This is a genomic window from Streptomyces sp. A0958, assembly GCF_004795035.1.
Taxonomy (GTDB): Bacteria; Actinomycetota; Actinomycetes; order Streptomycetales; family Streptomycetaceae; genus Streptomyces.
Genome location: NZ_SSBK01000008.1, coordinates 126,078 through 148,765, shown reverse-complemented (window position 1 = coordinate 148,765; position 22,688 = coordinate 126,078). Strand labels below are relative to the sequence as shown.

Annotated in this window: 17 protein-coding genes; 10 read left to right on the top strand and 7 right to left on the bottom strand. The window is 73.2% G+C overall.

All coding sequences use genetic code 11. From position 1 onward, the window contains the following. The first annotated feature begins 81 nt into the window (after window positions 1–81). On the top strand, window positions 82–948 hold the full coding sequence (locus E6P78_RS11645; RefSeq protein ID WP_136203468.1) for a phytanoyl-CoA dioxygenase family protein: 867 nt from the start codon (window positions 82–84) through the stop codon (window positions 946–948). Here E6P78_RS11645 and E6P78_RS11640 read toward each other — a convergent pair. After that, window positions 918–2,195 carry an ATP-grasp domain-containing protein gene (locus E6P78_RS11640; protein ID WP_136203467.1) on the bottom strand — a complete coding sequence of 426 codons (1,278 nt, stop codon included), beginning with the start codon at window positions 2,193–2,195 and terminating at the stop codon, window positions 918–920. The two genes, E6P78_RS11645 and E6P78_RS11640, sit on opposite strands and share 31 nt — an antisense overlap. A gap of 78 nt (window positions 2,196–2,273) precedes the next feature. Here E6P78_RS11640 and E6P78_RS11635 point away from each other — a divergent pair, with 78 nt between their 5' ends. Continuing rightward, on the top strand, window positions 2,274–3,476 hold the full coding sequence (locus E6P78_RS11635; RefSeq protein ID WP_136203466.1) for an MFS transporter: 1,203 nt from the start codon (window positions 2,274–2,276) through the stop codon (window positions 3,474–3,476). 72 nt (window positions 3,477–3,548) lie between these two features. On the opposite strand, the gene E6P78_RS11630 is transcribed toward E6P78_RS11635, so the two are convergent. Next, a complete protein-coding gene (locus tag E6P78_RS11630) occupies window positions 3,549–5,093 on the bottom strand; it encodes an alpha/beta fold hydrolase (protein WP_136203465.1) in 1,545 nt (514 codons plus the stop codon). A gap of 102 nt (window positions 5,094–5,195) precedes the next feature. Continuing rightward, window positions 5,196–5,915: a gamma-glutamyl-gamma-aminobutyrate hydrolase family protein gene (locus E6P78_RS11625; protein ID WP_240799146.1), complete on the bottom strand. Its 720-nt coding sequence runs from the start codon at window positions 5,913–5,915 to the stop codon at window positions 5,196–5,198. Between the two features lie 333 nt (window positions 5,916–6,248). On the opposite strand from E6P78_RS11625, the gene E6P78_RS11620 reads away from it, so the two are divergent. The 8 genes from E6P78_RS11620 to E6P78_RS11585 all read left to right on the top strand — a co-directional run bounded on the left by E6P78_RS11620 (window position 6,249) and on the right by E6P78_RS11585 (window position 15,541). Then, window positions 6,249–7,445 (top strand): ParB N-terminal domain-containing protein, encoded by a 1,197-nt coding sequence (locus tag E6P78_RS11620; RefSeq protein ID WP_136203463.1) that lies wholly within the window; start codon window positions 6,249–6,251, stop codon window positions 7,443–7,445. Between the two features lie 309 nt (window positions 7,446–7,754). Beyond that, on the top strand, window positions 7,755–8,084 hold the full coding sequence (locus E6P78_RS11615) for a 4Fe-4S dicluster-binding protein (protein ID WP_240799145.1): 330 nt from the start codon (window positions 7,755–7,757) through the stop codon (window positions 8,082–8,084). Beyond that, complete coding sequence (locus E6P78_RS11610; protein ID WP_136203461.1) at window positions 8,081–10,006, top strand: hypothetical protein; 1,926 nt, start codon at window positions 8,081–8,083, stop codon at window positions 10,004–10,006. The genes E6P78_RS11615 and E6P78_RS11610 overlap by 4 nt, the downstream gene beginning before the upstream one ends. A 52-nt stretch (window positions 10,007–10,058) precedes the next feature. Next, window positions 10,059–11,552, top strand: coding sequence for a glutamine synthetase family protein (locus E6P78_RS11605; protein WP_136203460.1), 1,494 nt, complete (start codon window positions 10,059–10,061; stop codon window positions 11,550–11,552). Window positions 11,553–11,600: 48 nt separating this feature from the next. Continuing rightward, on the top strand, window positions 11,601–12,887 hold the full coding sequence (gene purB / locus E6P78_RS11600) for an adenylosuccinate lyase (protein ID WP_206307787.1): 1,287 nt from the start codon (window positions 11,601–11,603) through the stop codon (window positions 12,885–12,887). A 74-nt stretch (window positions 12,888–12,961) separates the two neighbouring features. Next, on the top strand, window positions 12,962–13,570 hold the full coding sequence (locus E6P78_RS11595; protein WP_136203459.1) for a GNAT family N-acetyltransferase: 609 nt from the start codon (window positions 12,962–12,964) through the stop codon (window positions 13,568–13,570). Then, on the top strand, window positions 13,567–14,610 hold the full coding sequence (locus E6P78_RS11590; protein WP_136203458.1) for a C45 family peptidase: 1,044 nt from the start codon (window positions 13,567–13,569) through the stop codon (window positions 14,608–14,610). The genes E6P78_RS11595 and E6P78_RS11590 overlap by 4 nt, the downstream gene beginning before the upstream one ends. A 310-nt stretch (window positions 14,611–14,920) precedes the next feature. After that, a complete protein-coding gene (locus E6P78_RS11585) occupies window positions 14,921–15,541 on the top strand; it encodes a winged helix-turn-helix domain-containing protein (RefSeq protein ID WP_240799163.1) in 621 nt (206 codons plus the stop codon). 32 nt (window positions 15,542–15,573) lie between these two features. On the opposite strand, the gene pcaB is transcribed toward E6P78_RS11585, so the two are convergent. The 4 genes from pcaB to E6P78_RS11565 all read right to left on the bottom strand — a co-directional run bounded on the left by pcaB (window position 15,574) and on the right by E6P78_RS11565 (window position 22,424). After that, window positions 15,574–16,989 (bottom strand): 3-carboxy-cis,cis-muconate cycloisomerase, encoded by a 1,416-nt coding sequence (gene pcaB / locus E6P78_RS11580; protein ID WP_136203456.1) that lies wholly within the window; start codon window positions 16,987–16,989, stop codon window positions 15,574–15,576. Beyond that, a complete protein-coding gene (locus E6P78_RS11575) occupies window positions 16,986–19,001 on the bottom strand; it encodes an FAD/NAD(P)-binding protein (protein WP_136203548.1) in 2,016 nt (671 codons plus the stop codon). Before E6P78_RS11575 ends, pcaB begins: the two co-directional genes overlap by 4 nt. 376 nt (window positions 19,002–19,377) lie before the next feature. Beyond that, window positions 19,378–20,850, bottom strand: coding sequence for an FAD-dependent monooxygenase (locus E6P78_RS11570; protein ID WP_136203455.1), 1,473 nt, complete (start codon window positions 20,848–20,850; stop codon window positions 19,378–19,380). A gap of 95 nt (window positions 20,851–20,945) precedes the next feature. Then, complete coding sequence (locus E6P78_RS11565; protein ID WP_136203454.1) at window positions 20,946–22,424, bottom strand: FAD-dependent monooxygenase; 1,479 nt, start codon at window positions 22,422–22,424, stop codon at window positions 20,946–20,948. Window positions 22,425–22,688 lie beyond the last annotated feature (264 nt).

The window sequence follows — 22,688 nt, the reverse complement described above, 5'->3', positions numbered from 1 at the left end:
GGTGAACCTGGAAAAGGGCACTTTTTCGATAACCTACGGGGAAGTTCATTTCGATCTTGGCGTTCAGAAAGGGAGGAACGAATGGTTGACACCACTTCCCGGGAGATACGGGAGAACGGGTTCGCACGGCTTCCGGGGCTCGCGACGGGCGACGCGCTCGGCCGGCTCCGGCGCGCGGTCAGCCGGATCGAGGAGCTCGCCGCCGACCGCACGGCCTCCAGCGGGGAGTTCGTCCTGGAGGCGGCCGGCGCCGGCGGATGGGCGGCCTGGCAGGAGGGGGCCGGCGCCCTCAAGGGGGTGCTGCGGTCGGCCGACCGCATCCACGAGCACGTCCCGGAGTTCGACGCCGTGCAGCGCTCGCTGCGCCTGGCTGAGGGGCCGGTCGCCCGGTGCGCCGGCGCACCGGGCGAGCTGGTCAACGCGTTCCTCTGGGCCAAGCCGCCCGTAGTCGGCTCGGCCAAGCCCTGGCACCAGGACATGGCCTTCGCGCCGCCCGGCTTCGGCGTCGAGAAGCACGGCATCATGACGGTCTGGATCGCGCTCGAACCGGCGACCACGCGCAACGGCTGTCTGGAGTTCGTCCCCGGTTCCCACACGCTCGGGCTGTTCCCGCACAGCGGGGACCGTGAGCGGCTGCCGGGTGAGGCGCCGCTGGAGAAGGCGGTCGAGCCGCACATCGCGGACGCGCACCTCCCGCGTACGGCCGAACCGGTCGCCATGCCCCTCGAACCCGGTTCGGCCGTCATGTTCGACGGCATGGTGGTGCACCGCTCGGCGCCCAACACGACGGCGGCGGAGCCCCGTACCGCCGTCAGCTTCGTCTACCGGGTGCCGCGCCCGTCCTGGGTGCGGTGGGGGCCGGCCGTGCCCGCGGGGGCGGCGTTCGACCGCGGCGAATCCTCGGTCGAACGGCGGGCTCAGGCGCTCGCCCCGGGGTCGAGGGCGTAGAAGCCGGTGCCGTCGAGGTGGCGGATCGTGTTCAGGTCGCGCTGCACGACCTCCTCGAGTTCGTGCAGCAGCGTCACGACGACCGGGTAGGTGAGGTCGTCGACCGTCCGGTGGATCTCCTGTCCGGGCTTCACCGGGGTCGCCAGGGCGTGGAAGCTCTCCAGCAGCTCGATCTCCTCGATCCCGCGGTACTCGCTGAGCACGCCCTCCACCGGTGAGACCATGCCGGCGATCGCGCAGTACCTGCGCACCTCGTACGGGGTCCCGGCGCGGGCGTGGAACCGCTCGGGGCGCAGGTAGGCGTCGACCGTCCACTCCAACTGCGATGCGCCGATGCCGAGGCCGGCGCCGGCCGGGATGCCGCCGCCGGCTATCCGGGCACCGACCTCCACCAGGCACGGCCCGTCGGGGGTCATCCTGACCTCCACGTGCGCCGGGCCGTACTGGATGCCGAGGGCGTCCAGGACCTGGAAGGCGTACTCCCTGAGCGGCTCCACGACCCGCTCCCCCGCATCGATCAGCAGGAGGGCGTCGCAGAGGTCGACGACGCCGTTGGCGCTGACGCGGGTGGTGCGCCAGACGTCGCACAGGTGATGGCGGCCGTCGTGGCTGACGGTGTTCACCATGTACTCGGCGCCCGGAAGGTACTCCTGTGCCACGGCCCCGTCGTTGGGCTGGGAGAAGACGTCGTCGGCGGTGGCGAGGGCGAGGAACGCCGCGACGGACTCCTCCGGGGTGTCGCAGAAGGAGACCCCTTGGCCGCCGGCGCTCCGCGGCGGCTTGAGGACGACGCGGCCACCGAGCTCCCGGTGCCAGGCGGCGAGCTCGTCCGCGTCGGTGGCCCGCAGCTGACGGGCCGCGCGGAGCCCGGCGGCGCGCACGGTCTCGATCATGAGGTGCTTGTCGCGCCGCGCGGTGCTGAGGGCCGTGCCGTTGCCCGGCAGGCCGAGCCGCTGCGCGAGCAGGTCCGCGAGTTCCACCCCGACCTCGCCGCCCGCGATCACCGCGATCGGCGCATACGCCGCGACGGCGTCGGCCGTGGCCGCGAGATCCCCCTCGTGGACGATGGAGGCAATGAAGTCGTCCGGGACGTACGGCGCCGTACGGTATACGAACGGGACCTCGGGCGTGCTCTGCACGCGCACGACGGAACAGCCCTGCTCCAGGAATTCCAGAACGAGCGAACGTACCGCCGCATAGGCGTCGACCACCACAATGCACGGGTTGCTCTGATTGTCTGCTGTCATGAGTTCAACATAGACAGCGCCATCGCTCTCCGAAATTCGTTCAGCTCTGCCGTCCTCCGATCCTGGAAGAATGGGAGGATGACGTCCTATTTGGTGAGTATTCGCTCGCCGCATTTCACGCCCGTGCTGCTGTTCGTCAATACGTGCGGCAGTTTCCTGGTCCTCGTGGCCCTGTCCACGCACGTGGGGTCGGCCACCGGCTCGGGACTTCTGGCGGGGGCCGTTCTCAGCGCGCCGTGGTTACCCGCGCTGCTGCTGGCCGCCCCGCTCAACCGGCTGCTCAGCAGGCATGCCCCGGAAGGCCTCGTCCGGCTGGCAGAGGCGGCGAGCCTGCTGGTGACCGCGGCCGCGGTCGTGGCGCCCGGGCGGGGGCTCCTCGTGATGGCCGTCTGTCTTGTGGTCGCCCGCGGGTTCTTCGAGGCGGTCACCCGCTCGGCCACGTCGGTCGTCCTGCGCAACACCGTCCCGGCAAAACGGCTCGACCACGCCAACACCGTCGCCGAGATCTGCAAGTTGACCGGTCTCAGCGTCGGGGCGGCGCTTGCGGGGCCGGCCTCGTCGGTCCTGTCGCTGCGGGGCCTGTTCGTCGTGAACGCCGCCCTGCTCGCGCTCTCGGCGCTCCTCGCCTGGGCGCTGCCGTCGGCCCCCGGGGGCGTGGCCGGCGCGGATTCCCCGGCCGGCGCGGATGCCAGGGCCGGCGCGCGCCTGCGCGTCGAGGACCCCGTGGTGCGCCGGCTCTTCGCCCGCTTCCTCCTGGTGGCGTTCTGGCAGGGCTTCCACACGGTGGCCGTCACCGTCATCCCGCTCCACCTGCTGGGCGGCGGAACGCGCCTGGTGGGGGTGTTCGTCGCGGTCTCGGCGGTCGCCATCTTCGCCGGCTCGCTCGCCGCCCTGCCGGCCCAGCGATACCTCGCGCGCGTGCCCTCGACCACATGGACGCTGTTGCCCATGGCGCCCCTGCTGATGGCGGTGGCGATCGGCCGGACGGTGCCGACGATCGTGCTGTACGCGCTGTTCCTGGTGCTCTTCGAGGTGGCGTTCGTCCACTACAACAACCGGTTGCTGGCCTCGGCGTCCGACGAGGAGCTGCCGTCGGTGGTGACACTGAGGGCCACGCTGCTGCCCTCTGGCGTGGCGGTGTCCATCCTCGTCATGGGCGCGCTGTCCGACCTCGCGGGCCCGCTGCCCGCGGCCCTGGTGGTCGCGGGCGTCACGGTCCTGGTCACCGCCGCGACCGCGACCACCGGGCAGGCCTGGAGGAGACGACTGCGCAACGCGTGATCACGAGGGAGTACGGGGCGGGCGTGCGGCGGGCCCCGCACGGTGATCGTGCGGGGCCCGGCAGGCGGCGGATCAGGCCCCCGACGGAACCGGGTCCGCGGGCGCCTGGCAGGTGGCGTCGATGCCCCACCACGAGGTGGGACGGGTGCCGTCCCTCAGGTAGTCGCTCACGCGGGTGTTGAGACAGGGGTTGTTGTTCGCCGACAGCGCCGAGCCGACGTTGTGGCCGCCCAGCTCCACGATCAGACGGGAGTTGGGGAAGCGGACCCGCATGTCGAGGGCGCCGAACATCCCGTGCGCGGCGTCGTACTGCGGCTGCACCAGCAGGATGTCGGCGCTGCTGTTGCCGACCTGCGCCGGAGCGTGGGACTGCGCCGGCCAGAAGGCGCAGGGCGCGCTGTACCAGCCGTTGCTCCAGGTCAGGAGGTGGTTGCCGGCGGCGTACTGGCCGGCGAGGGCGGCACTCCACACGTTCCAGTCCTTCGGCCACCGGCCGTCGGTGCAGTTGACCGCGTTGGTGGTCGCGACGCGGTTCTGCTGCGGGAAGCCCGGGGTCGGGGAGTCGGCGCGCAGCGCCGTCGCGTCACCGTGCACCACGAAGTCGGAGAGTATCTTCGCGCGGCTCTCCCAGGTCCAGCTGCGGTAGGCGACCTGCTCGAAGACGTTCGTCCACTCGCCCGGTCCGATCTTGCCGTCGACCGGCGCCGCACCCACGGTCTCCAGGCCCTCGTAGTAGTTGGCCTCGACCGCGTCGGCGGTCGTGCCCAGGTGGTAGACGGAGTCGTACGTGGCCACCCAGGCGAAGAAGAGCCCGCCGTTGTGCTCGGACGTGAAACTCTTGGCCATCTGGTCCTGGTAGCCCACACCGCTGGGGCTGGGCACGCTGTCCAGCACCATGCGCTTCACGCGGTCCGGGTACATCGTCGCGTAGACCGAGCCGAGGTAGCCGCCCCAGTCGATGCCGTAGTAGCTGATCTTCTCCTGGCCCAGCGCGATCCGCATCCGGTCGAGGTCACGCGCGGAGTCCGCGGTGGTGAAGTGGTCGAGCACGTCGCCGTACTTGTCACCGCAGCTCTTGGCGTACGCCTTGGCCCTGGCAACGGAGTTCTGCTCGTCCTGGGCCGTCTTCGGCACGGGGGCGGGGAGCAGCGGGTTGATGTAGGACGGGTCGCAGACGATCGACGGCTCGCTGGCCCCGACGCCGCGCGGGTCGAAGCCGATCCAGTCGTAGGCGGCACTGACGTCCGCGGCCAGTCCGGTCGTGCCCTGGGCGTACCGGGTGGGCATGTCGCGGCTGATCGGACCGGGCCACTGGCCGCGGTGCAGCAGCACGACGCCCTTGTACTGGCCGTCTGCGACGGTGTGCCTGGCGCGGGTCAGCGCCAGCTTGATCTTCTGACCGCTGGGGCTGTCGTAGTCGAGCGGGACCTCCACCGCACCGCACTCCAGGCCCTTGAGCATCGGGCCGAGGTTGGGGTCGTTGTCGGGACACGGCGACCAGGCGACGGTTCCCGTGGCGGCCGGCGCGACAGTCCCCTCGGCCGCCGCCACGGGGGCCACGGCCGGACCCGACAGTCCGATCACGATCACCGCAGTGACCGACGCGAGCTTTTTCATGAATTCTCCTTCTGGGTGCACGGCGCGCACAGCGTGGCAAGGAGAGTCTGTGAAGCGGCTCGAAATCCACTGGAGCCGGAGGAAATTGTCTGATACATGCGGTCAGCGCCCGGCCGCGCGCACGAGTGCGTGATGAAGCCGTTGGTCGGGCGTGAATCCCGCTTCCCACTGCACGCCGACGGCGAAGGGGCGATCCGTGACCTCGATGGCCTCGACGGTCCCGTCCTCGGCCCGGCCGGTGACGGTGAGGCCGTCACCGAGCCGGTCGACGGCCTGGTGGTGGTGGCAGGCCGTCACCGGCGCGTCCTCGTCGAGGACACCGGCGATCCGGCTGCCCGGCTCCAGCTTCAACGGGTGGGGGCCGAGGGTGAAGGACGGCGTGTCCGGGCGGTGGCCGTCGTGGCCCGTGATCTCGGGCAGGTGCTGGTGCAGCGTGCCTCCGTGCAGCACGTTGAGCAGCTGCATGCCGCGGCAGATGCCCAGCACGGGCAGCCCGGAGTCGAGCGCCGCCCGGATCAACGCCAGTTCGGTACGGTCGGCGTCCGGGGTCATCGCCCGCGTGCCAGGGTGCGGGTCCTGGCCGTACAGCGCCGGATCGACATCGGGGCCACCCGGGATCAGCAGGCCGTCGACCCGGTCCGCCATGGCCTCGACCCCGGGCAGCAGCGGAAGCAGCAGGGGCGTGCAGTCCGCCGCGGCCAGGAAGGCCAGGTGGGACTGGAGCGCGAAGCTGACGACCATGTCGCTGCCCTGGAACGTGACCGGCGCGGTCCGCGCGACGATCCCGATCACCGGCCGCCCTGTGCTCGCCGAAACGTTCACGAATGAATTCATAACCACCTTCAGGGATTTCCGGGTTCAACCGGGGAAATTAGGCAGATGCAACATCCGCGTCCGCGGAGGATCGCCAGGGGTCTGAAAGTAGCCGTCCCGGCAAAGCGGCGGCCATCGTTCACCGTCCGTCAGGCCGACGCCTACTGAACGGAGTGCCCCGGCTGGTACCACGGACGGAGCCCTCCGCCGTGCTGCGGCCCACCGCCCCTCCCGGCGCCCGGGCCCGCCTCACGGTTTTAGGAAATCTCGATCTCTCCTCAACTGCGGCTGGAGCCCCTCCTGCGACGCTGACCGAAGCGGCGGCAGAGAGGAAGTGAAGGCATGGCTCAGAGCAGCGCGCAGGCCATCTTGATCACGAACGCGTTCGGCCCCCTCAGGACGGAAGGCGCCGACGCGTCGGCCCGCGGCGAATTCGATCTGAGAAACCTCGAGAGACTTCCCGCCTGCGACGTCCTCGTCAACTCCCTGTCGGCGGGCGTGTCCCTGCGCCGGAGCGGCACGGACGCCGGCCACGTCCAGCTTCTCGCCGACGTGGCCGGCTCGGCGGAGCTGCCGCCCGTCCTGGTCCAGATCGACGGCTACCGCATCATCGACGGCCTGCACCGGCTGGAAGCCGCCAAGCTGCGCGGCGACAGCAGCATCAAGGCGCGCTTCGTCGACTGTTCGGACCCCGAGGCGCTCGTCATCGCCATGAAGGCGAACGGCACGCACGGCCTGCCCCTGTCGAAGACCGACCGCGTGTCCGGGGCCCAGCGTGTCCTGAGTTCCCACCCGGACTGGTCCGATCGTGCCGTCGCCCGCGTCACCGGGCTGAGCGCGAAGACGATCGCCTCGCTGCGCGAGAGGTCGAGCGTCGGAACACCGCTCGACGGCAAGCGCGTCGGCCAGGACGGCAGGCGGCGTCCGGTGGGTCCGGGCGAGGGCCGGCTGCGGGCCGCCGAGTACATCGCCGAGCACCCGGACGCCCCGCTGCGCCAGGTCGCCCGGGAGACCGACGTGTCGCTCGGCACGGTCCACGACGTGAGCACCCGGCTGCGGCGCGGCGAAAGCCCCGAGCGCGGCGGCCGCCGGGCCCCCGACGCGACGGGGCACCCCCTGCGCTCCGTCCCCCCGGCCCACCCCGCAGGGTCCGTGCAGCTGTCCGGGGAGCCGTCGCGGCCCGCCCCGGCGGCTCCCGGCGGCGCGGGCTCCGGCGGCACGGCCCGGATGCCGCTGCGGGTGGCACCGGGCATCACCGGCGCGCCGCAGCGCGGGGACCGTACCGACGAGATCCCGGTCTGGACGGCGGTGGCGGCGAAGATGGCCGCCGACCCCACCATCCGTTACACCGCGGGCGGCCGGGAGTTCCTGCGCTGGATGCAGCTGCACGCCGCCGAGCCGGACGACGGCTGGCGTGAACTGATCGACGCGGTTCCGGCCCACTGGCTCGGCGTCATCGCCCCGATCGCCGAGCGCATCGGCAAGGAATGGAGCCTGCTCGCCGAGGGGCTCAGGACCAAGCAGGGCATGATGCCGTGACCTGCCCCCACGCCCGTCACGGCGCCGGCCGCGCGAGCACCGTCCGCAGACGGCCCGCGGCCCGGGGCCGGTCGTCGGCGTCCTGACGCGGGGCGCTGGACGGCCGCTCGGCACGTCGAAGACGGCCGAGGCGACAGGGACCGGTGAGCAGTCTGCCGTGGGCCCATCGCGCTCAGCTCGAGTCCCCCCGGTGTCCTGGCGCTCCAGCAGGCCCCGACCGGGGTTCAGGAGAAGGTCGAGAGGAACCCCGAATGCTCGAAGCATCCGTTCGAGCCGTCATAGACACGACGCCTAAGGGGTCCCATGCCCGTGGAAATCAACGCTTCGTCAGATGTGCCGTCCGGGCGGGACCTGAGGATCGCCACGCGCAGCCGCGCCGGCAACTGGACCAAGCCCCCGCGCCGCATCGAAACATCCGAGTGCATCACCTGTGACAGCTGCCTGCGCGGCTGTCCGGAGCAGTTCGGCGCGATCTTCGACAGCGGGCTCGATGTCGTGATCATCCCCGAGCTGTGCTCGGGCTGCCCCGTCTGTGTCCTGGAGTGCCCGGTCGACTGCATCTACGTCGACGAGGACTGGACGCCCACCGACGACGCGATGTGGAGCCACATCGCACTCACCGGGGAAGGTACCGCATGACCACGCCCATGGACCGAGAAGGCTCCCGCCGAGCCGCCAACTCCCGCAAGCGCCAGAGCAGGCGGCCCAGCCGCCTGGGCCTGGCGGCCGGCGCCACGCCCAAGCCGGACCGGGTACGCGAGGAGGACGCCGGGTTCCCCGGGCTGCTGGCCCGGGTGTGGCGGAAGGCCTCGGCCGCCGCCGGCACGCGGGCGGCCCTGGACATCCTGCTCACGCTCGACGGACACGTGCCCGCGGAGGTCCAGACGGGCGCCCTGCGCATCGCGGACGCCGCCGCGCTGAAGGTCCTCGCCGGCCTGTCCGCGGACGCGCGCGGACAGGCCGGGGACGTCGTGGACCCCGCGGAGCACGCCGTGTTCCTCGGCGAGATCGGCCTGACCACCGGCGGCCGGGTCGTCGTCCGCGTCCCCTCCCAGCCGCCGCTCGCCAAGCAGCACACGCTGGTCGGCGGCGTACTGCGGGTTCCGTGGAACCCGCGCCAACTGGAGGACTACCGGCGCGAGGTGACGAGGGCCCGGGAGCGGTTCGACCGCGACGCGGCCGACAGCCGCCGCTGGCTCGCGGAACAGGGCCCCGAGGGCCGCGAGGCGCTGCTGGCGCAGCTGACCGAGGGCGCGCAGCGCACCGCCCCCTTCATGCTCTACATCGAGGACAAGCAGTACACGAACTTCCGCGACACCAACACGGTCGTGGGCAAGACGCTGTGGCCGGGCCACCCGGACTGTGTGTTCGGCAGCCTGTCGGGCCTGCCGCTGGAGCTGTGGTCGGACCACGACGCCCTGTTGGTCGTGGGCCTCGGCCTGCTGATCCGCTCGGCCGGGCACGGCCGCATCGAGGAGGTAAACGGCTCGCAGCTCACCCCGGAGAACATCGGCCGGCTGCTGGAGCAGACCCGCCGCAACTACAACGGGGCCCTGGGCGGCGAGCGGATTCCCGCGGCCGGTCCCGACGCCGGCATCGACGCGCTGACGGCCCTGGCCACGGCGCTGGGCACCCACCGTCCCGAGGTGACCCGCACCGTCCAGCTGTACCGCGAGATCCACGGCACCTTGATCCACAAGGTGGAGAAGGTGGCGGCCCCGTACGGCGAGGTGGCCGCGGACCGGGACCGGCAGGTCACCGACCACCTGCGCGCCACGCTGCCCGTGACCGGCGACCGGCTGGCCGGACTGCGGCTCGCCGACGACGCCGGCCCGGCCTGGCTGGCCCGCCCCTACGGCGAGTTCGGCACCGGTCTGGAGGCGGTCGTGTACGAGGCGGTCGCCGCCACCACCGCCGCGTTCGGCGCCGACTTCTCGATGAGCCGCGGCATCCGGTCACTGCCGGAGCTGGTGCGCGCGCTGCGCGCGGAGGCCTGGGACGAGATCACCACGTGGGGCATCACGGACTTCTTCTGCTGCGTGGTCCCCGCGCCGGAGGCCCGGCGGCACTACGGCGACTCGTTCGCCACCCTCGCGGACACCGCCTGGGCGATGTCCTCGCGCATGCAGTACAACTCCTGGCACTTCATCGCCGGCAACCTGCCGCGTACCGAGAAGGTCCTGGAGCGCGACCACTTCGTGCCGCCCACCATCCCCGACATCGCCCACTTCTCCGACCAGCACCACCACGGGCACGTCAACAACATGGTGCGCTTCACGATCCGCAGCCCTCAGACGGTGTGGGTGTGCGGCCGTCCCTTCAACGGGTTCGTGGACCTGCGCATCGTGCGTGCCGACGGGGAACCGTACACCGAGCAGGAGATGCTCGCGGCGCACCAGGTGGCCGCCTTCATCGCCCGGATGACGCAGCAGGCTGCCGCGCTCGCCGAGCAGGGGGAGCAGGCCGCCGTGACGGCCTTCGACTCGGCCTGGCACTGGAGGACCGTCACCGGCACCCCGGTCGGGACCACCACCCCGCAGCCGGCCGGGCACGCCGCCTGACCGGCACCCCGGCACGCCCCCTCTCGGCCCTCCGACGGTAAGGAAGCCCCTCATGTACTCCAGATCATGGTCGGCCCCTGCCACGGAGGGCAGCGTCGGGAGCCACGCGTTCGTCGCCGTACACGGGCTGTGGGACGACGACCGGTCGGCTGCCGCCGAGCGGATCGAGGCCGGGCTGGACGGGATCGACCTCGTCCGTCTGGTGTGGGGCGACCCGCACGGTCTGGTGCGCTCCAAGACGCTGACCGCCCGCACCTTCCGCGGGGTGCTGCGCAACGGCATGAACTACAGCCCCGGCCCGTTCCTGAAGGACACCGCCTGCGCCACGGCGGTGGACTACCGGGGCGCGCACGGCATCGGCGTCGACGAGATCGCCGGCCTGGGCAACTTCGTGCTGGTGCCCGACCCGCTGACCTTCCTGGTGCTGCCCGGCGAGGGGGCGCGCACGGCCTGGGTGATCGGCGACGAGTACCTGCGCGACGGCCGCCCCCACCCGCTGTCCTCGCGGCACGTGCTGCACCAGGTGCTGGACCGCTACGCCGACCGCGGGCTGACGCCCGTGCTCGGCCTGGAGGTCGAGTGGTACCTGGCGCGCCGGCTGGACGACGAGCCGGGCAACGAGGGCAACGGCTTCGGCCTGCAGGGCCCGGCCCCGCGGGTGGCCGCGATGAACGCGGGCTACCAGTTCAACCTGGACGCCGCGTACGACACGGTCGCCCCGGTCACCGACCCGCTGGCCCTCGCCCTGCTCGGCCTGGGGCTGCCGGTGCGGTCGATGGAGCACGAGATGGGCCCCGGGCAGGTCGAGACCACGTTCGACCCCATGTCGGCGCTGGACACGGCCGATGCGATGCTCTTCTTCCGCGTCTTCACCAAGCGCTGGTGCGCGGCCCGGGGTCTGCACGCCTCGTTCATGTCGCAGCCGGCGATCGCCGGGGCGGACCCGAGTGGCTGGCACCTGAACCAGTCCGTCCTGGAGACCGCCACCGGCCGCAACGTCTTCGGCGCCGAGGGTCTGTCGGCGGGGCTCTCCCCCACGAGCAAGGCGTACGCCGAGGGCCTGCGGGACTGGCTGCGCGACCTGTTCCTGCTGTCGGTTCCCACGGTGAACGGCTACCAGCGCCTGGGCGCGCAGCACGCCCTGTCCCCGACCCGGGTGAGCCTGAGCCTGGAGTCCCGCACGGCCATGCTGCGCGTCGTCGGCTCGGGGGCCGGCGCGCACATCGAGAACCGCGTCGGCGAGCCGAGCGCGAACCCGTACCTGAACATCGCCGCCCAGCTCTTCGCCGGGCTCGACGGCCTCGACGGGGGCTCGGCCGACGGGCCCCGCGACGGCTCGGACACCGTCCCGCGGTCCCTGCGCGAGGCCCTGGAGGCGTTCACGGCGGGCCGGGCCGCCCGGCTTCTGGGCGACCCGCTGGCCGCCTGTCTGACCAGGCTCAAGGAGAGCGAGGTGCGCCGGTACGAGGCCTGGGCCCTGCAGGCCGCCCCCGCGCCGGGCCAGGTCACCGAGTGGGAGCAGCGCGAGTACTTCGCGGCCTTCTGAGGCCCGGGCTCCCCGACCACGACCACCGCTACCGACGAAGGCCTTCCCATGATTCCTCAGTTCACCCTGCCCGAGATGGCGCACCTCTTCTCGGACGAGTTCCGGTACGAGACCTATGTCCGCGTGGAGATCCTCGCGACCGAGGCGCAGGTGCGGCTCGGCCGCGTACCGGAAGCGGTCCTCGACGACATGCGCGCGGCCGTGCCCCCGCTGCCGTCCCGGGTCGCGGAGATCAAGAAGGAACGCGACCACGAGGTGATCTCCTTCCTGACCGCGTACACCGAGCAGATGCCGGAGTCCTCCGCCCGCTGGGTGCATCTCGGCATGACCAGCTACGACCTGGTCGACACGGCCCTCGGCTCCATCCTGGCCGACGCCACGGACCTGCTCGCCTCCGCCGCCCGGCGGCTGCGCGGGGTGCTCGTCGACCGGGCCTTCGAGCACTGGGACACGGTGATGGTGGGCCGTACCCACGGCGTGCACGCCGAGCCCACCACGCTCGGCCACAAACTGGGCGGGTACGCGTTCGCCGTCGACCGGTCCCTGCAGCGGCTGGCCGCCGCCCGCGAGGCCGTCGCGGTGGGCACGATATCCGGCGCGGTGGGTACGTACGCGCTGATCGACCCGGCCGTCGAGGAGTACGTGTGCGAGCGGCTCGGGCTGGGCCTGGAGCCCTCCCCCAGCCAGGTCGTGGCCCGCGACCGGCACGCCCAGCTGGTCCAGGCGGTGGCCGTGCTGGGCGCCTGCATCGAGCAGATCGCCCTGGAACTGCGGCTGTTGCAGCGCACCGAGGTGCGCGAGGTCGAGGAGCAGCGCGTCGAGGCCTACCAGGGCTCCAGCGCGATGCCCCACAAGGCCAATCCGACGGGCAGCGAGCTGCTGTGCGGCCTGGCACGACTGCTGCGCGGGTACGCCGGCACGGCGCTGGAGAACGTGGCGCTGTGGCACGAGCGGGACCTGGCCCACCAGGCGGTCGAGAAGGTGCTGCTGCCGGACGCGCTGACGGTGGCGCACTTCCAGACGGTCAGGGCCGCGGACCTGCTGGAGAACCTGCGGATCGACACGGACCGCATGCGGGACTCGATCGCCGCCACCAACGGGCTCGTGTGCTCGTCGTCGGTGCTGGTGGAGCTCCTGGAGGCGGGCGTCGAACGCGACCAGGCCTACCGTGCGGTGCAGGCGGCGGCCAGGCGCACCGCGGAGTACGGACAGAACTTCGGCGAGGCCCTGACCGAGGAGGGCGTGCGCAGCAGCCCGCGTGAACCCGAGGACTTCCTCGTCCACCACGGCGTGGTGCACGACCGGTTGGAGAATCTTCGTGCGCTGACGGACTGATCTTGGAAAAGGCCGCCCCGCTGTTCAGACTCGCCCCGACCCCCTCCCCTCTTCGCCCTATGGAGTCCCTCACCATGAGCTGGTCCGAGAAAGCCGCCACCACGCTGGAGAACGAGCACGTCCTGCTGACCCCGCTCGGCGAGGCGGACCGCGAGGGCGTCCGCGCCGTAGCCCTCGACCCCGAGATCTGGCGCTACTTCACGGTCGTCGTCGGCGACGACACGGACTTCGAGGCGTTCTTCGACTCGAACCTCGCCGAGCACACCGCGGGGCGCCGCGCCGTGTTCGTGATCACCGACAAGAAGAGCGGCCGGATCGCGGGCAGCATGAGCCTGCTGAGCTTCGCCGAGAAGGACCGCCGACTGGAGATCGGGGCCTCCTGGCTGGGCCACGACTTCCGCGGCAAGGGCATCAACCACTGGGCGAAGCTGCTGCTGCTCCAGCACTCCTTCGAGGTGCTGGAGGCCGAGCGGGTGGAGTTCAAGACGGACGAGCTCAACGTCCAGGCCCGCAAGGGCCTGCGCAACATCGGCGCCACGGAGGAGGGCACCCTGCGCTCCTTCAACTACATGCCGGGCGGACGCCGCCGCGACGCGGTCTTCTACAGCATCCTGCGCGCCGAGTGGCCGCAGGTGCTGGACGCCCTCTCCCGGGGCCCGAAGAAGGCGGCCGCCTCCGCATGAGCGTCGCGTACGTCAAGGCCGCCGGCACCCCCTTCGAACTGGGCCGCGCCCACGGGGCGGCGCTCGCCGGCCCGCTGCGCGCCTTCCTCCGCGACGGCCTGGCGCGGCTGCAGCCCCTCGCCGACCGGCCGCTGACGTTCGCCGGGCTGCTGCCGTCGATCACCGCCTACCGCGCGGAGATCACGGCGGCGGTCCCCGACCTCGCCGAGGAGGTCGCGGGGCTGGCGGCGGGGGCCGGGGTGTCCGAGGACGAGGCGTGGCTGCTGCAGCTGCGCCGCGAGGTCATGGGCTTCACCGGGGTGCCGAGCGCCGGGGACTGCACGGCGTACGCCCGCACCGGGCCGGCCTGCCTGCCGGTGCTGGCGCAGACGGTGGACCTCAACGCGGACATCGACAGCCATGTCGCGGTGCTGTCGCTGGCCCGGGCGGGCGGGCCGCGCCGGGTGACGGTGCTCAGCTTCGCGGGGCTGCTCGGCTACCTCGGCATGAACAGCGACGGTCTCGCCATCGGGGTGAACCTGGTGACCGACGGCCTGTGGCGGCCCGGTATCACGCCGTACCTGGCCATCCGTCATCTGCTGGACCGTGCCGGGAGCGTGGACGAGGCCCTGGAGATCCTGACCGGGCTCACCCTGTCCAGCTCGCGCAACCTGGTGCTGTGCGACCGACGGCGCGCGGTGTACGCCGAGGTGTGCGGGACCCGGCTGCGGGTGACCGAGCCCGCTGCGGGGGAGGCCGTGCACACCAACCACTACCTGCACGAGGACTTCACCCCGCTCGACCGGCAGTCGGCCCCCGACCGCGTCAACTCCGACGACCGGCTCGAGGCCGTCACGAAGGGGCTGGCCGGCCTCGGCCCACGGGCCGGCGCGGAGGAGCACTTCGCGGTGCTGTCCCGGCCGCCGGTGTGCATCGCCGACCACGGGATCTACCGCCTGGAGAGGACGGTGGCCTCGGTGGTCATGCTGCCCGGGGCGGGCGAGCTGCACCTGCGGGCGGGCGACCCGAACCACGGCGCCACCGAGGTGTTCGCGGTGTAGGGGCCGGGCCGGACCGGCGGGCGGCCGGGCGGACCCTGGACCGGCCCTGCACCAGGAATCGACCGCACACCGCTAGCGTCGGCGCGCGGGGCGGCCGAACCGGGCCGGCCTTGCCACGAACCCCGGGGGCGGCATGAGTCAGCTTCAGGCGCAGGCACTGCCGGAGCACCGGACGCCCCCTGCGCGTCCCGGATCATCCCCAGCCGTGTGGTCCCCCGGCCGGCGGAACCCCGCCCAGAGCGTGCCGCGCCCGGCGCCCGTGGTCTCCGGGCGGCGCGTCCTGGTCGTGGGCGCCGACGCCGGGGACGGGCTGTCGCACCAGCTGCGCCGGCACGGCCACACCTGTACCAGGGCGGCCCACGGCGGCGCGGCCCTGCAGGCCTACGGCAGCGCCGACCTCGTCCTGCTCGACCTCGAACTGCCGGACCTGGACGGGCTGGAGGTGTGCCGGGCGATCCGGTCGGTCAGCCGGGTGCCGCTCATCATCGTCACCTCCCGCAAGTCCGAGACCGACTGCGTGCTCGGACTCCAGGCGGGCGCGGACGACTACGTCACCAGGCCCTTCGGAATCCGCGAGCTGATGGCCCGGATCGAGGCCGTCACGCGCCGTACGCAGTGGCAGCCGGCGGCAGCGGCGGGCCCCGCCCAGGAGATCCGGCACGGACGGCTGCGCATCGACGCGGGCTCCCGCGAGGTGACCGTCGACGGCACACCGGTCGCGCTCACGCGAAAGGAGTTCGACCTGCTGTGCCTGCTGGCGCAGCATCCCGACGTCGTCGTCCCGCGCAGGCAGCTGCTCCAGCAGGTGTGGGGCGACTCCTGGTCGCGCCGCACCGTGGACACCCACGTCAGCAGTGTGCGCGGCAAGCTGGGCGACCCCGGCTGGATCATCACCGTGCGCGGCGTCGGTTTCCGCCTCGGCGTCGTCTGACGCCCCGTCCCTCGCGCCGTGAACCGGATTCCTCAGGTGCGGGCGCCGGGGCGGCCGGCGTCCAGCGCCCGGTCGACCAGCGGCCCGGCCGCCCCGGTGTAGCCGGCCGGGTCGAGCAGCGCGGTCAGCTCCGCAGCCGTGAGCACCCCCCTCAGCGCGTCGGACTCCGCCAGTACGGCGGCCAGCGGGCGGGCCGTCTCGGCCGCCCGCAGCGACGCCCGGGTCAGCAGCTCCTTGGCGGCCGCCTTGCCCAGCCGCGGGGCGAGCACGGCGGAGACCCGCTCGGAGACGATCTGTCCGCCGGTGGCCGCGAGGTTGGCCGCCATCCGTTCGGGGTTCACGGTGAGTCCGCCGACCAGTTCCACTGCGGTGTGCGCGGCCCCGCCGGTCAGCCGCAGCGCCTCGCGCAGCGGCTGCCATTCGGCGTGCCAGACGCCCGCCGACCGTTCGTCCTCGTGCGGCAGGCACTGGGCGAGGACGGCGGCCAGCGCCGGGACCTGGAGGGCGGCGGAGCGGATCAGTGTCGAGAGCACCGGGTTGCGTTTGTGCGGCATCGCCGAGGAGGCGCCCCGCCCTGCCGCCGCCGGCTCGGCGACCTCCCCGATCTCGGTGCGGGCCAGTACCAGCACGTCCGCGGCGATCTTGCCCAGCGCCCCGGCGGTGTGCGCGAGGGCCGCGCCGAGGTCGGCGACCGGGGTGCGCAGCGCGTGCCAGGGCAGCACCGGCGCGGTCAGCCCGGTCTCGTCCGCGAAGGCAGCCACCAGGTCGTCGAGGACGGCCGCCGGGTCGGCGCCGTCGCCCGCGTACTGGAGGTAGCCGGCCAGCGTTCCGGCCGCGCCGCCCAGGGAGACCGGCAGCCCGCCGTCGGCCAGGCGCTCCAGGCGCGCGGCGGAGTCCAGGACCAGCTGGCGCCAGCCGGCCGCTTTCAGCCCGAAGGTGGTGGGTACGGCGTGCAGGGCGAGGGTGCGGCCGGCCATCACCGTGTCGCGGTGGCCGGCCGCCAGGGCGGCCAGGGTGTCGGCCACCGCTTCGAGGTCCGCGATGATCAGGCGCAGGGCCCGGGTCGCGACCAGCATCGCGCCGGTGTCGAAGACGTCCTGGCTGGTGGAACCCCGGTGGACGTACTCCGCCGCCCGGGGCGCGCGGGCCGCGACCCGGGCGGTGAGGGCCGCGACCAGGCCCACCACCGGGTTCGCGGTCTCCCGCGAGGCCAGCGCCAGCTCCCGCGCGTCGAAGTCCTCCGCCCGGGCGGCGGCGGTGATCGCGGCGGCCGCGGCGGCCGGGACCGTGCCGCACCGTGCCTGGGCGCGGGCCAGCGCGGCCTCCGCGTCGAGCATCGCCTGAATCCAGGCGGTGTCGGCGACGGCGGCCTCGACGGGGGTCCCCGCCCGGACCGGGGACAGCAGCCCGGTGTCCGGGTCCGCGGGGCGGCCGGCGACCGGGCTCATGCGGTGGCCCCCGCACCGGAGTTGGCGGCAAGCGCCGGGCCCGCCGCGACCGCCGGGGCCCCGGAGCTCAGCGCCGCGGCGGGCGGCTCCGGCAGCGCCAGTACGGCCGCCGCGATGGCGTCGGAGTCCTCCAGCGTCACCGATCCCACGCCCGGCCGGATGCCGGCCGCGGTCACCCAGCGCACGGACTCGGTGGGCACCCCGTAGGCGAACCGCCGCGGGTGCGGCGCTCCCTGGGCGTCCAGCAGGTGGCAGGGACGCTCGGACACGGCCAGGCCGCCGGTCTCGTACGACGAGCCGCCCGCGCCCGGGACACGGTGGGTGCGGGCCTGACCGGTGCTCAGCAGCCGTCGCATCAGCGGGTCGGCGGTGCGCCGTACGTCGGTCTCGGGCAGCCGGGCCTCGATCAGCGTCGTGGCCCGTACCCGCAGTCCGGCGACGTTCGCAGAGGTGCCGACGAAGGCCGGGCCGCCGGGGTCGTGCGCGTCGGCGGCGACCCGCAGCCCCGGACCGGTCACGTCGAGAATCCCGGCGTCGATCAGCGCGGCCATCTCCTCGATGCGGGAGACCGGCGGGCCGATCGACAGGTAGGCGTTGAGCGGGGTGTACCAGCGGTCCAGCTCGTCGCGGTGGGAGTCGGCGTCGAGACCGCCGTGGTCGATCGCCAGGCGCAGCTCGTTGCGCAGGTCCCGCAGCAGGTCCAGGGCCGCCTTGAACGGGCCGCTGACGTTGCCCTCCCGGGCCCGGCGCACGTCCTCGTCCAGGTAGCCGCGCAGCCAGCGGCGAAAGGAGGCCGGGTCCGGGAAGGTCCGCCCGCCGTGCGGGTGGGCGACCGCGTCCCAGTCCCAGCGCTCGTCGTCGGCGACTCCGGCCCCGGCGAGCACCCGTTCCTCCTCGGCGCCCTCCCCGGCGTGCAGGAACGCCTCCGCGAACGCGGCCACCTCGGCCGGCGCCGCCCGCCGCGCGAGCAGCGCCTCGTAGTAGACGGTGCGCACCTCCTTGGAGACCAGGGGCCACAGTTCGGTGCCGAAGCGGATCGGTTCGCCGGCGCTCACCCGGGCACGCAGTCCCGCCACGAACGCGGCGGTCAGCAGCCGCGGGTGGTAGCGGCCGTGCGCGCCCTTCTCGTTGTCGCCGCGCGCCTGGTACGGCACGCCGCGCCGGGAGCCGGCGTACATCCGGGGCTCGCGGCCCGAGGGCCGGTACACCAGGCGGCCGTCGACGCGCTCGAACACCCCGCCGCGGGCGTGCGTGAACAGCGCCATGTAGTCGAAGAAGTTCAGGCCGAGGCCGCGCAGCAGCACGCTCTCGCCCGGGGCGACGGCCGACAGGTCGACGTCCGCCGGGTTGGCGGGTGCGAGGTAGGTCAGCCCGTGCCGGGCGGCGAACGCGGCGAACTCCCGCTCCGGGCCGGCCGGCCGCACCGGGACGTGGCCCTGCGCGAGGACCACGGCGCCCAGGCCGGTCAGCCGGATGCCGTTCTCCAGGACCACGGTCTGCGCGCCGCCGGTGCCCGTGCCGGGTCCGTCCTCCTCGTCGAGGGCCACTGCCCGGGAGGCGTGCACGCGGACGGTGGTGTGCGCGGCCGCGGCGGCGGTCACCTGCCCGAACACCCAGGTCAGGTACTGGCCGTAGAGGGCACGGGTGGGGTAGGTGTCCGGGCCCAGGTCACGGGCCTCGGCGAGGGTCTCGTCGTCGTAAGGGGCGCCCGCGCCCGGCATGAGCGCGCTGGGCCCCAGCGCCTTGGCCCACTGGTACAGGCTCGGGCCCTCCTCCAGCGGCCCCTCGATGACGACGCCGGCGTCCGTGTAGACGGTGACCTGGGAGGCGACGGTGTTCATCAGGAGGTGCCGGGACTGGGAGGGCCGCCAGACCCGGCCCGATCCCGGCGGGTCCGGGTCCACGACGTGCACGGTCAGGCGGTCCCAGCGTGGGGACTTCCGCTCCTGCGCGCAGAGCCGTTCCAGTACGGACAGCCCGCGCGGTCCGGCGCCGACAAGGCACACTTCCATACGTCCGCTGCTCACGAAGCACTCCGCTCAGGAGACGGGGGGACGGCTGGACCGCGGCGCCGCCGCGTAGGCCCCGCCGGTGTGCCGGCCCCGCCTGCTCCCCGAGGGTCAGGGTGGTGTCCGCCCACGGTCGGCGGTGGCGCTCAACCAGGGCTCGGATACCGGTGGAAGAACCCTCCTGGGCCGGTCCCGGACGTCTTCCGGTCCGGCCGGGACGTTCGTGGCGGGTACATCCCGGCAGGCGGCGGCAGACCGGGGTGGCGGGGTGTCCCGGCCCACCCCGGTAGGCGCGGGAACTCCCCGCGCGCCGCGGACGCGGCGGCGGGGAGTTCCCGTCCCGGGCCGACTCGGGGGCGGCCGGAACGCCGGGCGTCGCTCAGGCGGTTCCGAACCAGCGCTCCAGCGCCTCCCGCAGACCGGCCCCCTCCGGCGCGGCCCAGGCGATGTACCCATCGGGACGGACCAGCAGCGCGTGCGGGGTGTCCGGGCGGACGTCCTCGGCGTCGGCCCAGTCGCCGGTGACGGCGTCGACCCGGTCCGCCCAGTGCGCCGCGGTGTCGAGCAGCGTGCCGGCGTCGGCGGCCGCCGGGGTCACGAACAGCACGCCCCGGGCCGGTTCGAGGAGGTCCCGCACGGTGGCGGGGGTGCCGTCAGCGAGCTTGAGCGGGGTGTCGGGGCGCAGCCGCAGGCCGAGCCGCGGGTGGGTGCCGGCGCCCATGTCGTAGCGGATGTCGAGGCCGGAGACCTGGCCCGCCAGGTGTCGGGCCACCGCGGCGTCCTGGACGAGTTCCTGCATGACGGCGCGCAGCGGCTCCATCTCCTCGCCGGAGAGGTAGAGCTTGGTCTGGGCGCGGGTGTTGCGCATGAGCAGTTCCCCGACCGGGTGCCGCTCGGACTGGTAGGTGTCGAGGAGGCCCTCGGGCGCCCAGCCGTTGACGGCGGCCGCCAGCTTCCAGCCGAGGTTGGCCGCGTCCTGCACGCCCACGCTCATGCCCTGCGCGCCGGCCGGCATATGGATGTGGGTGGCGTCGCCGGCCAGGAAGATCCGGCCCTTGCGGTACTGGGCGGCCTGGCGGGTGGTGTCGGTGAAGGAGCTGATCCAGCGGACCTCGGCGTCGTGCAGGCGCTCGCCGGTCATGTCCTGCCAGGCGTCGGCGATGGTCTCGAACGTGAGGCCGCTCTTGTCCTCCGGCGGGCGCAGCGACTCGTTGTGGATGACGATCCGGTGGACGCCGTCCTCCAGGTTGAATGCCATGACCATGCCGCCGGGCACGCGCTCGCCGATGGGGCGCTGGCGTACGTCCGCCCCGACGACGTCGGCCATGTACATCCCGCGGGTGGGCTCCCAGCCGGGGAAGTCGATGCCGGCGAGCCGGCGGACGATGCTGCGGGCGCCGTCGCAGCCGACCAGGTAGCCGGCGCTCTCCTCGCCGCGGCCGTCGGGGCCCTCGTACTCGACGACGACGCCGTCCTCGGTCTCGCGGAAGCCGAGCACCTCGTGCCGGCGGCGGACCTCGACGCCCAGTTCCTTCAGCCGGCTCTCCAGGATCTCCTCGGTGCGGAACTGCGGGATGCCGCGGACGCTGAAGTGGTTGTCGTCCAGCTTGGAGAAGTCGATGTGGACCCCGCCGAAGTGGCCCTGGGCCCACTCGACGTCGCCGAAGCGCTCCAGCAGGCCGCGCTGGTCGAAGACCTCGGCCGCGCGGCGGGTGAAGCCCACGCCGCGGGACTCGCCGCTGGGGGCGGGCAGTCTGTCGTAGACGACGACGTCCACGCCGCCCAGTCTCAGTTCGCCGGCGAGCATCAGCCCGACCGGCCCGGCGCCGACGATGATCGCGCCCTTTGCCATGTTCTACTCCTCAACATCAAAGCTGCCGTGCACGGGCAGCGCCAGGTCGGCGGTGGTCAGCGGGACGGCCGGCGGGTACCGGCCGCGAAGGGCCGTCACACGGCCGCGGGCGCCCCGAACCAGCGGGTGAGGGCGGTTTCGAGGTCGCCGCCCTCCGGCGACACCCAGGCGATGTAGCCGTCGGGGCGGACCAGCACGGCGTGCGGGGCGTCGTGGTGGTCGGCCTCCTGGTCGGCCCAGGCGCCGGTGACGACGTCGACGCGGCCGGCCCAGCGCGCGGCGAGTTCGGCCGGGCCGCCGTCCCCGTCCGTGACGATGAGCACGCCGCGCGCTCCGTGCAGGAGTTCGGCGACCGTCGTACGGCTGCCGTCGGCGCGCTCGACGGCGCGGTGCGGGGCCAGGCGCAGCCCCAGGAGGGGGTGTTCCCCGGGGCCCATGTCGTATGTGATGTGGAGTCCGGAGACGCGGCCCGCGAGCCGCCGGGCGGCCTCGGGCAGCGTGACGAGTTCGCGTACGACGGCGCGCAGCGGCTCCATCTCCTCGCCGGAGAGGTACAGCAGCGACATGGAGTGCACGTCGCGCATCAACTCCTCGCCGACCGGGTGGCGCTCGGCGTGGTAGCTGTCGAGCAGGGACTCGGGCGCCCGGCCGGTGAGCACGGCGGCGAGCTTCCACCCGAGGTTGACGGCGTCCTGGAGACCGACGCTGACGCCCTGGGCGCCGAGCGGCGCGTGGTCGTGGGCGGCGTCGCCGGCCAGGAGGATGCGGCCCTTGCGGTACTGGGCGGCGAGGCCGGTGGCGTTGGTCAGGGCGCACATCCAGGAGGCGGAGGCGCCGTGGATGTCCTCGCCCGTCATGCGCTGCCAGGCGTCGGCGAGCTCCGAGAACTCCAGCTCGCCCTCGCCGTGGTGCGGGCGTACGCCGGGCTCGTGGATGACGATGCGGTCCACACCCGGCTCCAGGGTGACGGACAGCACCATGCCGCCGCCCTCGATGCGCTCGCCGATGGGCCTCATGCGCACGTTCGCGCCGACGACGTCGGCCAGGTACATGCCGCGGGTGGCCTCGTCGCCGGGGAAGTCGATGCCGGCCAGGGTCCGCACGGTGGACTTGCCGCCGTCGCAGCCGATGACGTACGTGCCGGTGGCCTCGGTGTGCCCGTCGGGGCCCTGGAAGCCGGCGACCACGCCGTCCTCGGTCTCGGTCAGGGTGGTCAGCGTGTAGCCGCGGCGCACCTCGACGCCGAGCTCGCCGACCCAGCGGCCGAGCATGTCCTCGGTGACGGACTGGGCCAGGCCCATGATGCCGAAGTGGCTCTCGTCCAGGAGGGAGAAGTCGATGCGGACGCCGCCGTAGTGGCCCTGCTTGCCCCAGCGGATGTCGCCGAGCCTGCCGAGCAGCCCGCGCTGCTCGAAGACCTCCGCGGTACGGCTGGTGAACCCGAGGCCGCGCGACTCGCCGCTGGGGGCGGGAAGTCTGTCGTAGACGACGACGTCCGCGCCGCCGAGCCGCAGTTCCCCCGCGAGCATCAGACCGACCGGCCCGGCGCCCACGATGATCGCGCTCTTTGCCATTTTCGATTCCTCCGTACAGACGGTTGGGATCATCAGAGAAGACCAGGGGGGTCGAGGGGCGATGCAGGGGCGTCGGACCCCGCAACGCGGCGCCGGGCCCAGGATGCCGACTGCCGCGCCCCGGACGAACCGGTCTCCGGCCCACGTCGAGCGGCCGCCGAGCGGTTCTGGGCCGGCCGTCAGGCGGCGGCCTGCCTCCTCGTGTACGAGGCCACCGCCCCGCTCCAGATGCGTCCGAGTCGCTTTCCAGGGCGGGTCCACCCC

What these genes read in the sequence shown, in the direction of transcription:
- E6P78_RS11565 (WP_136203454.1), bottom strand. Translation starts at nt 22,424, where the DNA reads ATGGCAAAGAGCGCGATCATCGTGGGCGCCGGGCCGGTCGGTCTGATG.
- E6P78_RS11575 (WP_136203548.1), bottom strand. Translation starts at nt 19,001, where the DNA reads ATGGAAGTGTGCCTTGTCGGCGCCGGACCGCGCGGGCTGTCCGTACTG.
- E6P78_RS11605 (WP_136203460.1), top strand. Translation starts at nt 10,059, where the DNA reads ATGTACTCCAGATCATGGTCGGCCCCTGCCACGGAGGGCAGCGTCGGG.
- E6P78_RS11590 (WP_136203458.1), top strand. Translation starts at nt 13,567, where the DNA reads ATGAGCGTCGCGTACGTCAAGGCCGCCGGCACCCCCTTCGAACTGGGC.
- E6P78_RS11630 (WP_136203465.1), bottom strand. Translation starts at nt 5,093, where the DNA reads ATGAAAAAGCTCGCGTCGGTCACTGCGGTGATCGTGATCGGACTGTCG.
- E6P78_RS11595 (WP_136203459.1), top strand. Translation starts at nt 12,962, where the DNA reads ATGAGCTGGTCCGAGAAAGCCGCCACCACGCTGGAGAACGAGCACGTC.
- E6P78_RS11620 (WP_136203463.1), top strand. Translation starts at nt 6,249, where the DNA reads ATGGCTCAGAGCAGCGCGCAGGCCATCTTGATCACGAACGCGTTCGGC.
- E6P78_RS11570 (WP_136203455.1), bottom strand. Translation starts at nt 20,850, where the DNA reads ATGGCAAAGGGCGCGATCATCGTCGGCGCCGGGCCGGTCGGGCTGATG.
- E6P78_RS11635 (WP_136203466.1), top strand. Translation starts at nt 2,274, where the DNA reads ATGACGTCCTATTTGGTGAGTATTCGCTCGCCGCATTTCACGCCCGTG.
- E6P78_RS11640 (WP_136203467.1), bottom strand. Translation starts at nt 2,195, where the DNA reads ATGACAGCAGACAATCAGAGCAACCCGTGCATTGTGGTGGTCGACGCC.
- pcaB (WP_136203456.1), bottom strand. Translation starts at nt 16,989, where the DNA reads ATGAGCCCGGTCGCCGGCCGCCCCGCGGACCCGGACACCGGGCTGCTG.
- purB (WP_206307787.1), top strand. Translation starts at nt 11,601, where the DNA reads ATGATTCCTCAGTTCACCCTGCCCGAGATGGCGCACCTCTTCTCGGAC.
- E6P78_RS11610 (WP_136203461.1), top strand. Translation starts at nt 8,081, where the DNA reads ATGACCACGCCCATGGACCGAGAAGGCTCCCGCCGAGCCGCCAACTCC.
- E6P78_RS11645 (WP_136203468.1), top strand. Translation starts at nt 82, where the DNA reads ATGGTTGACACCACTTCCCGGGAGATACGGGAGAACGGGTTCGCACGG.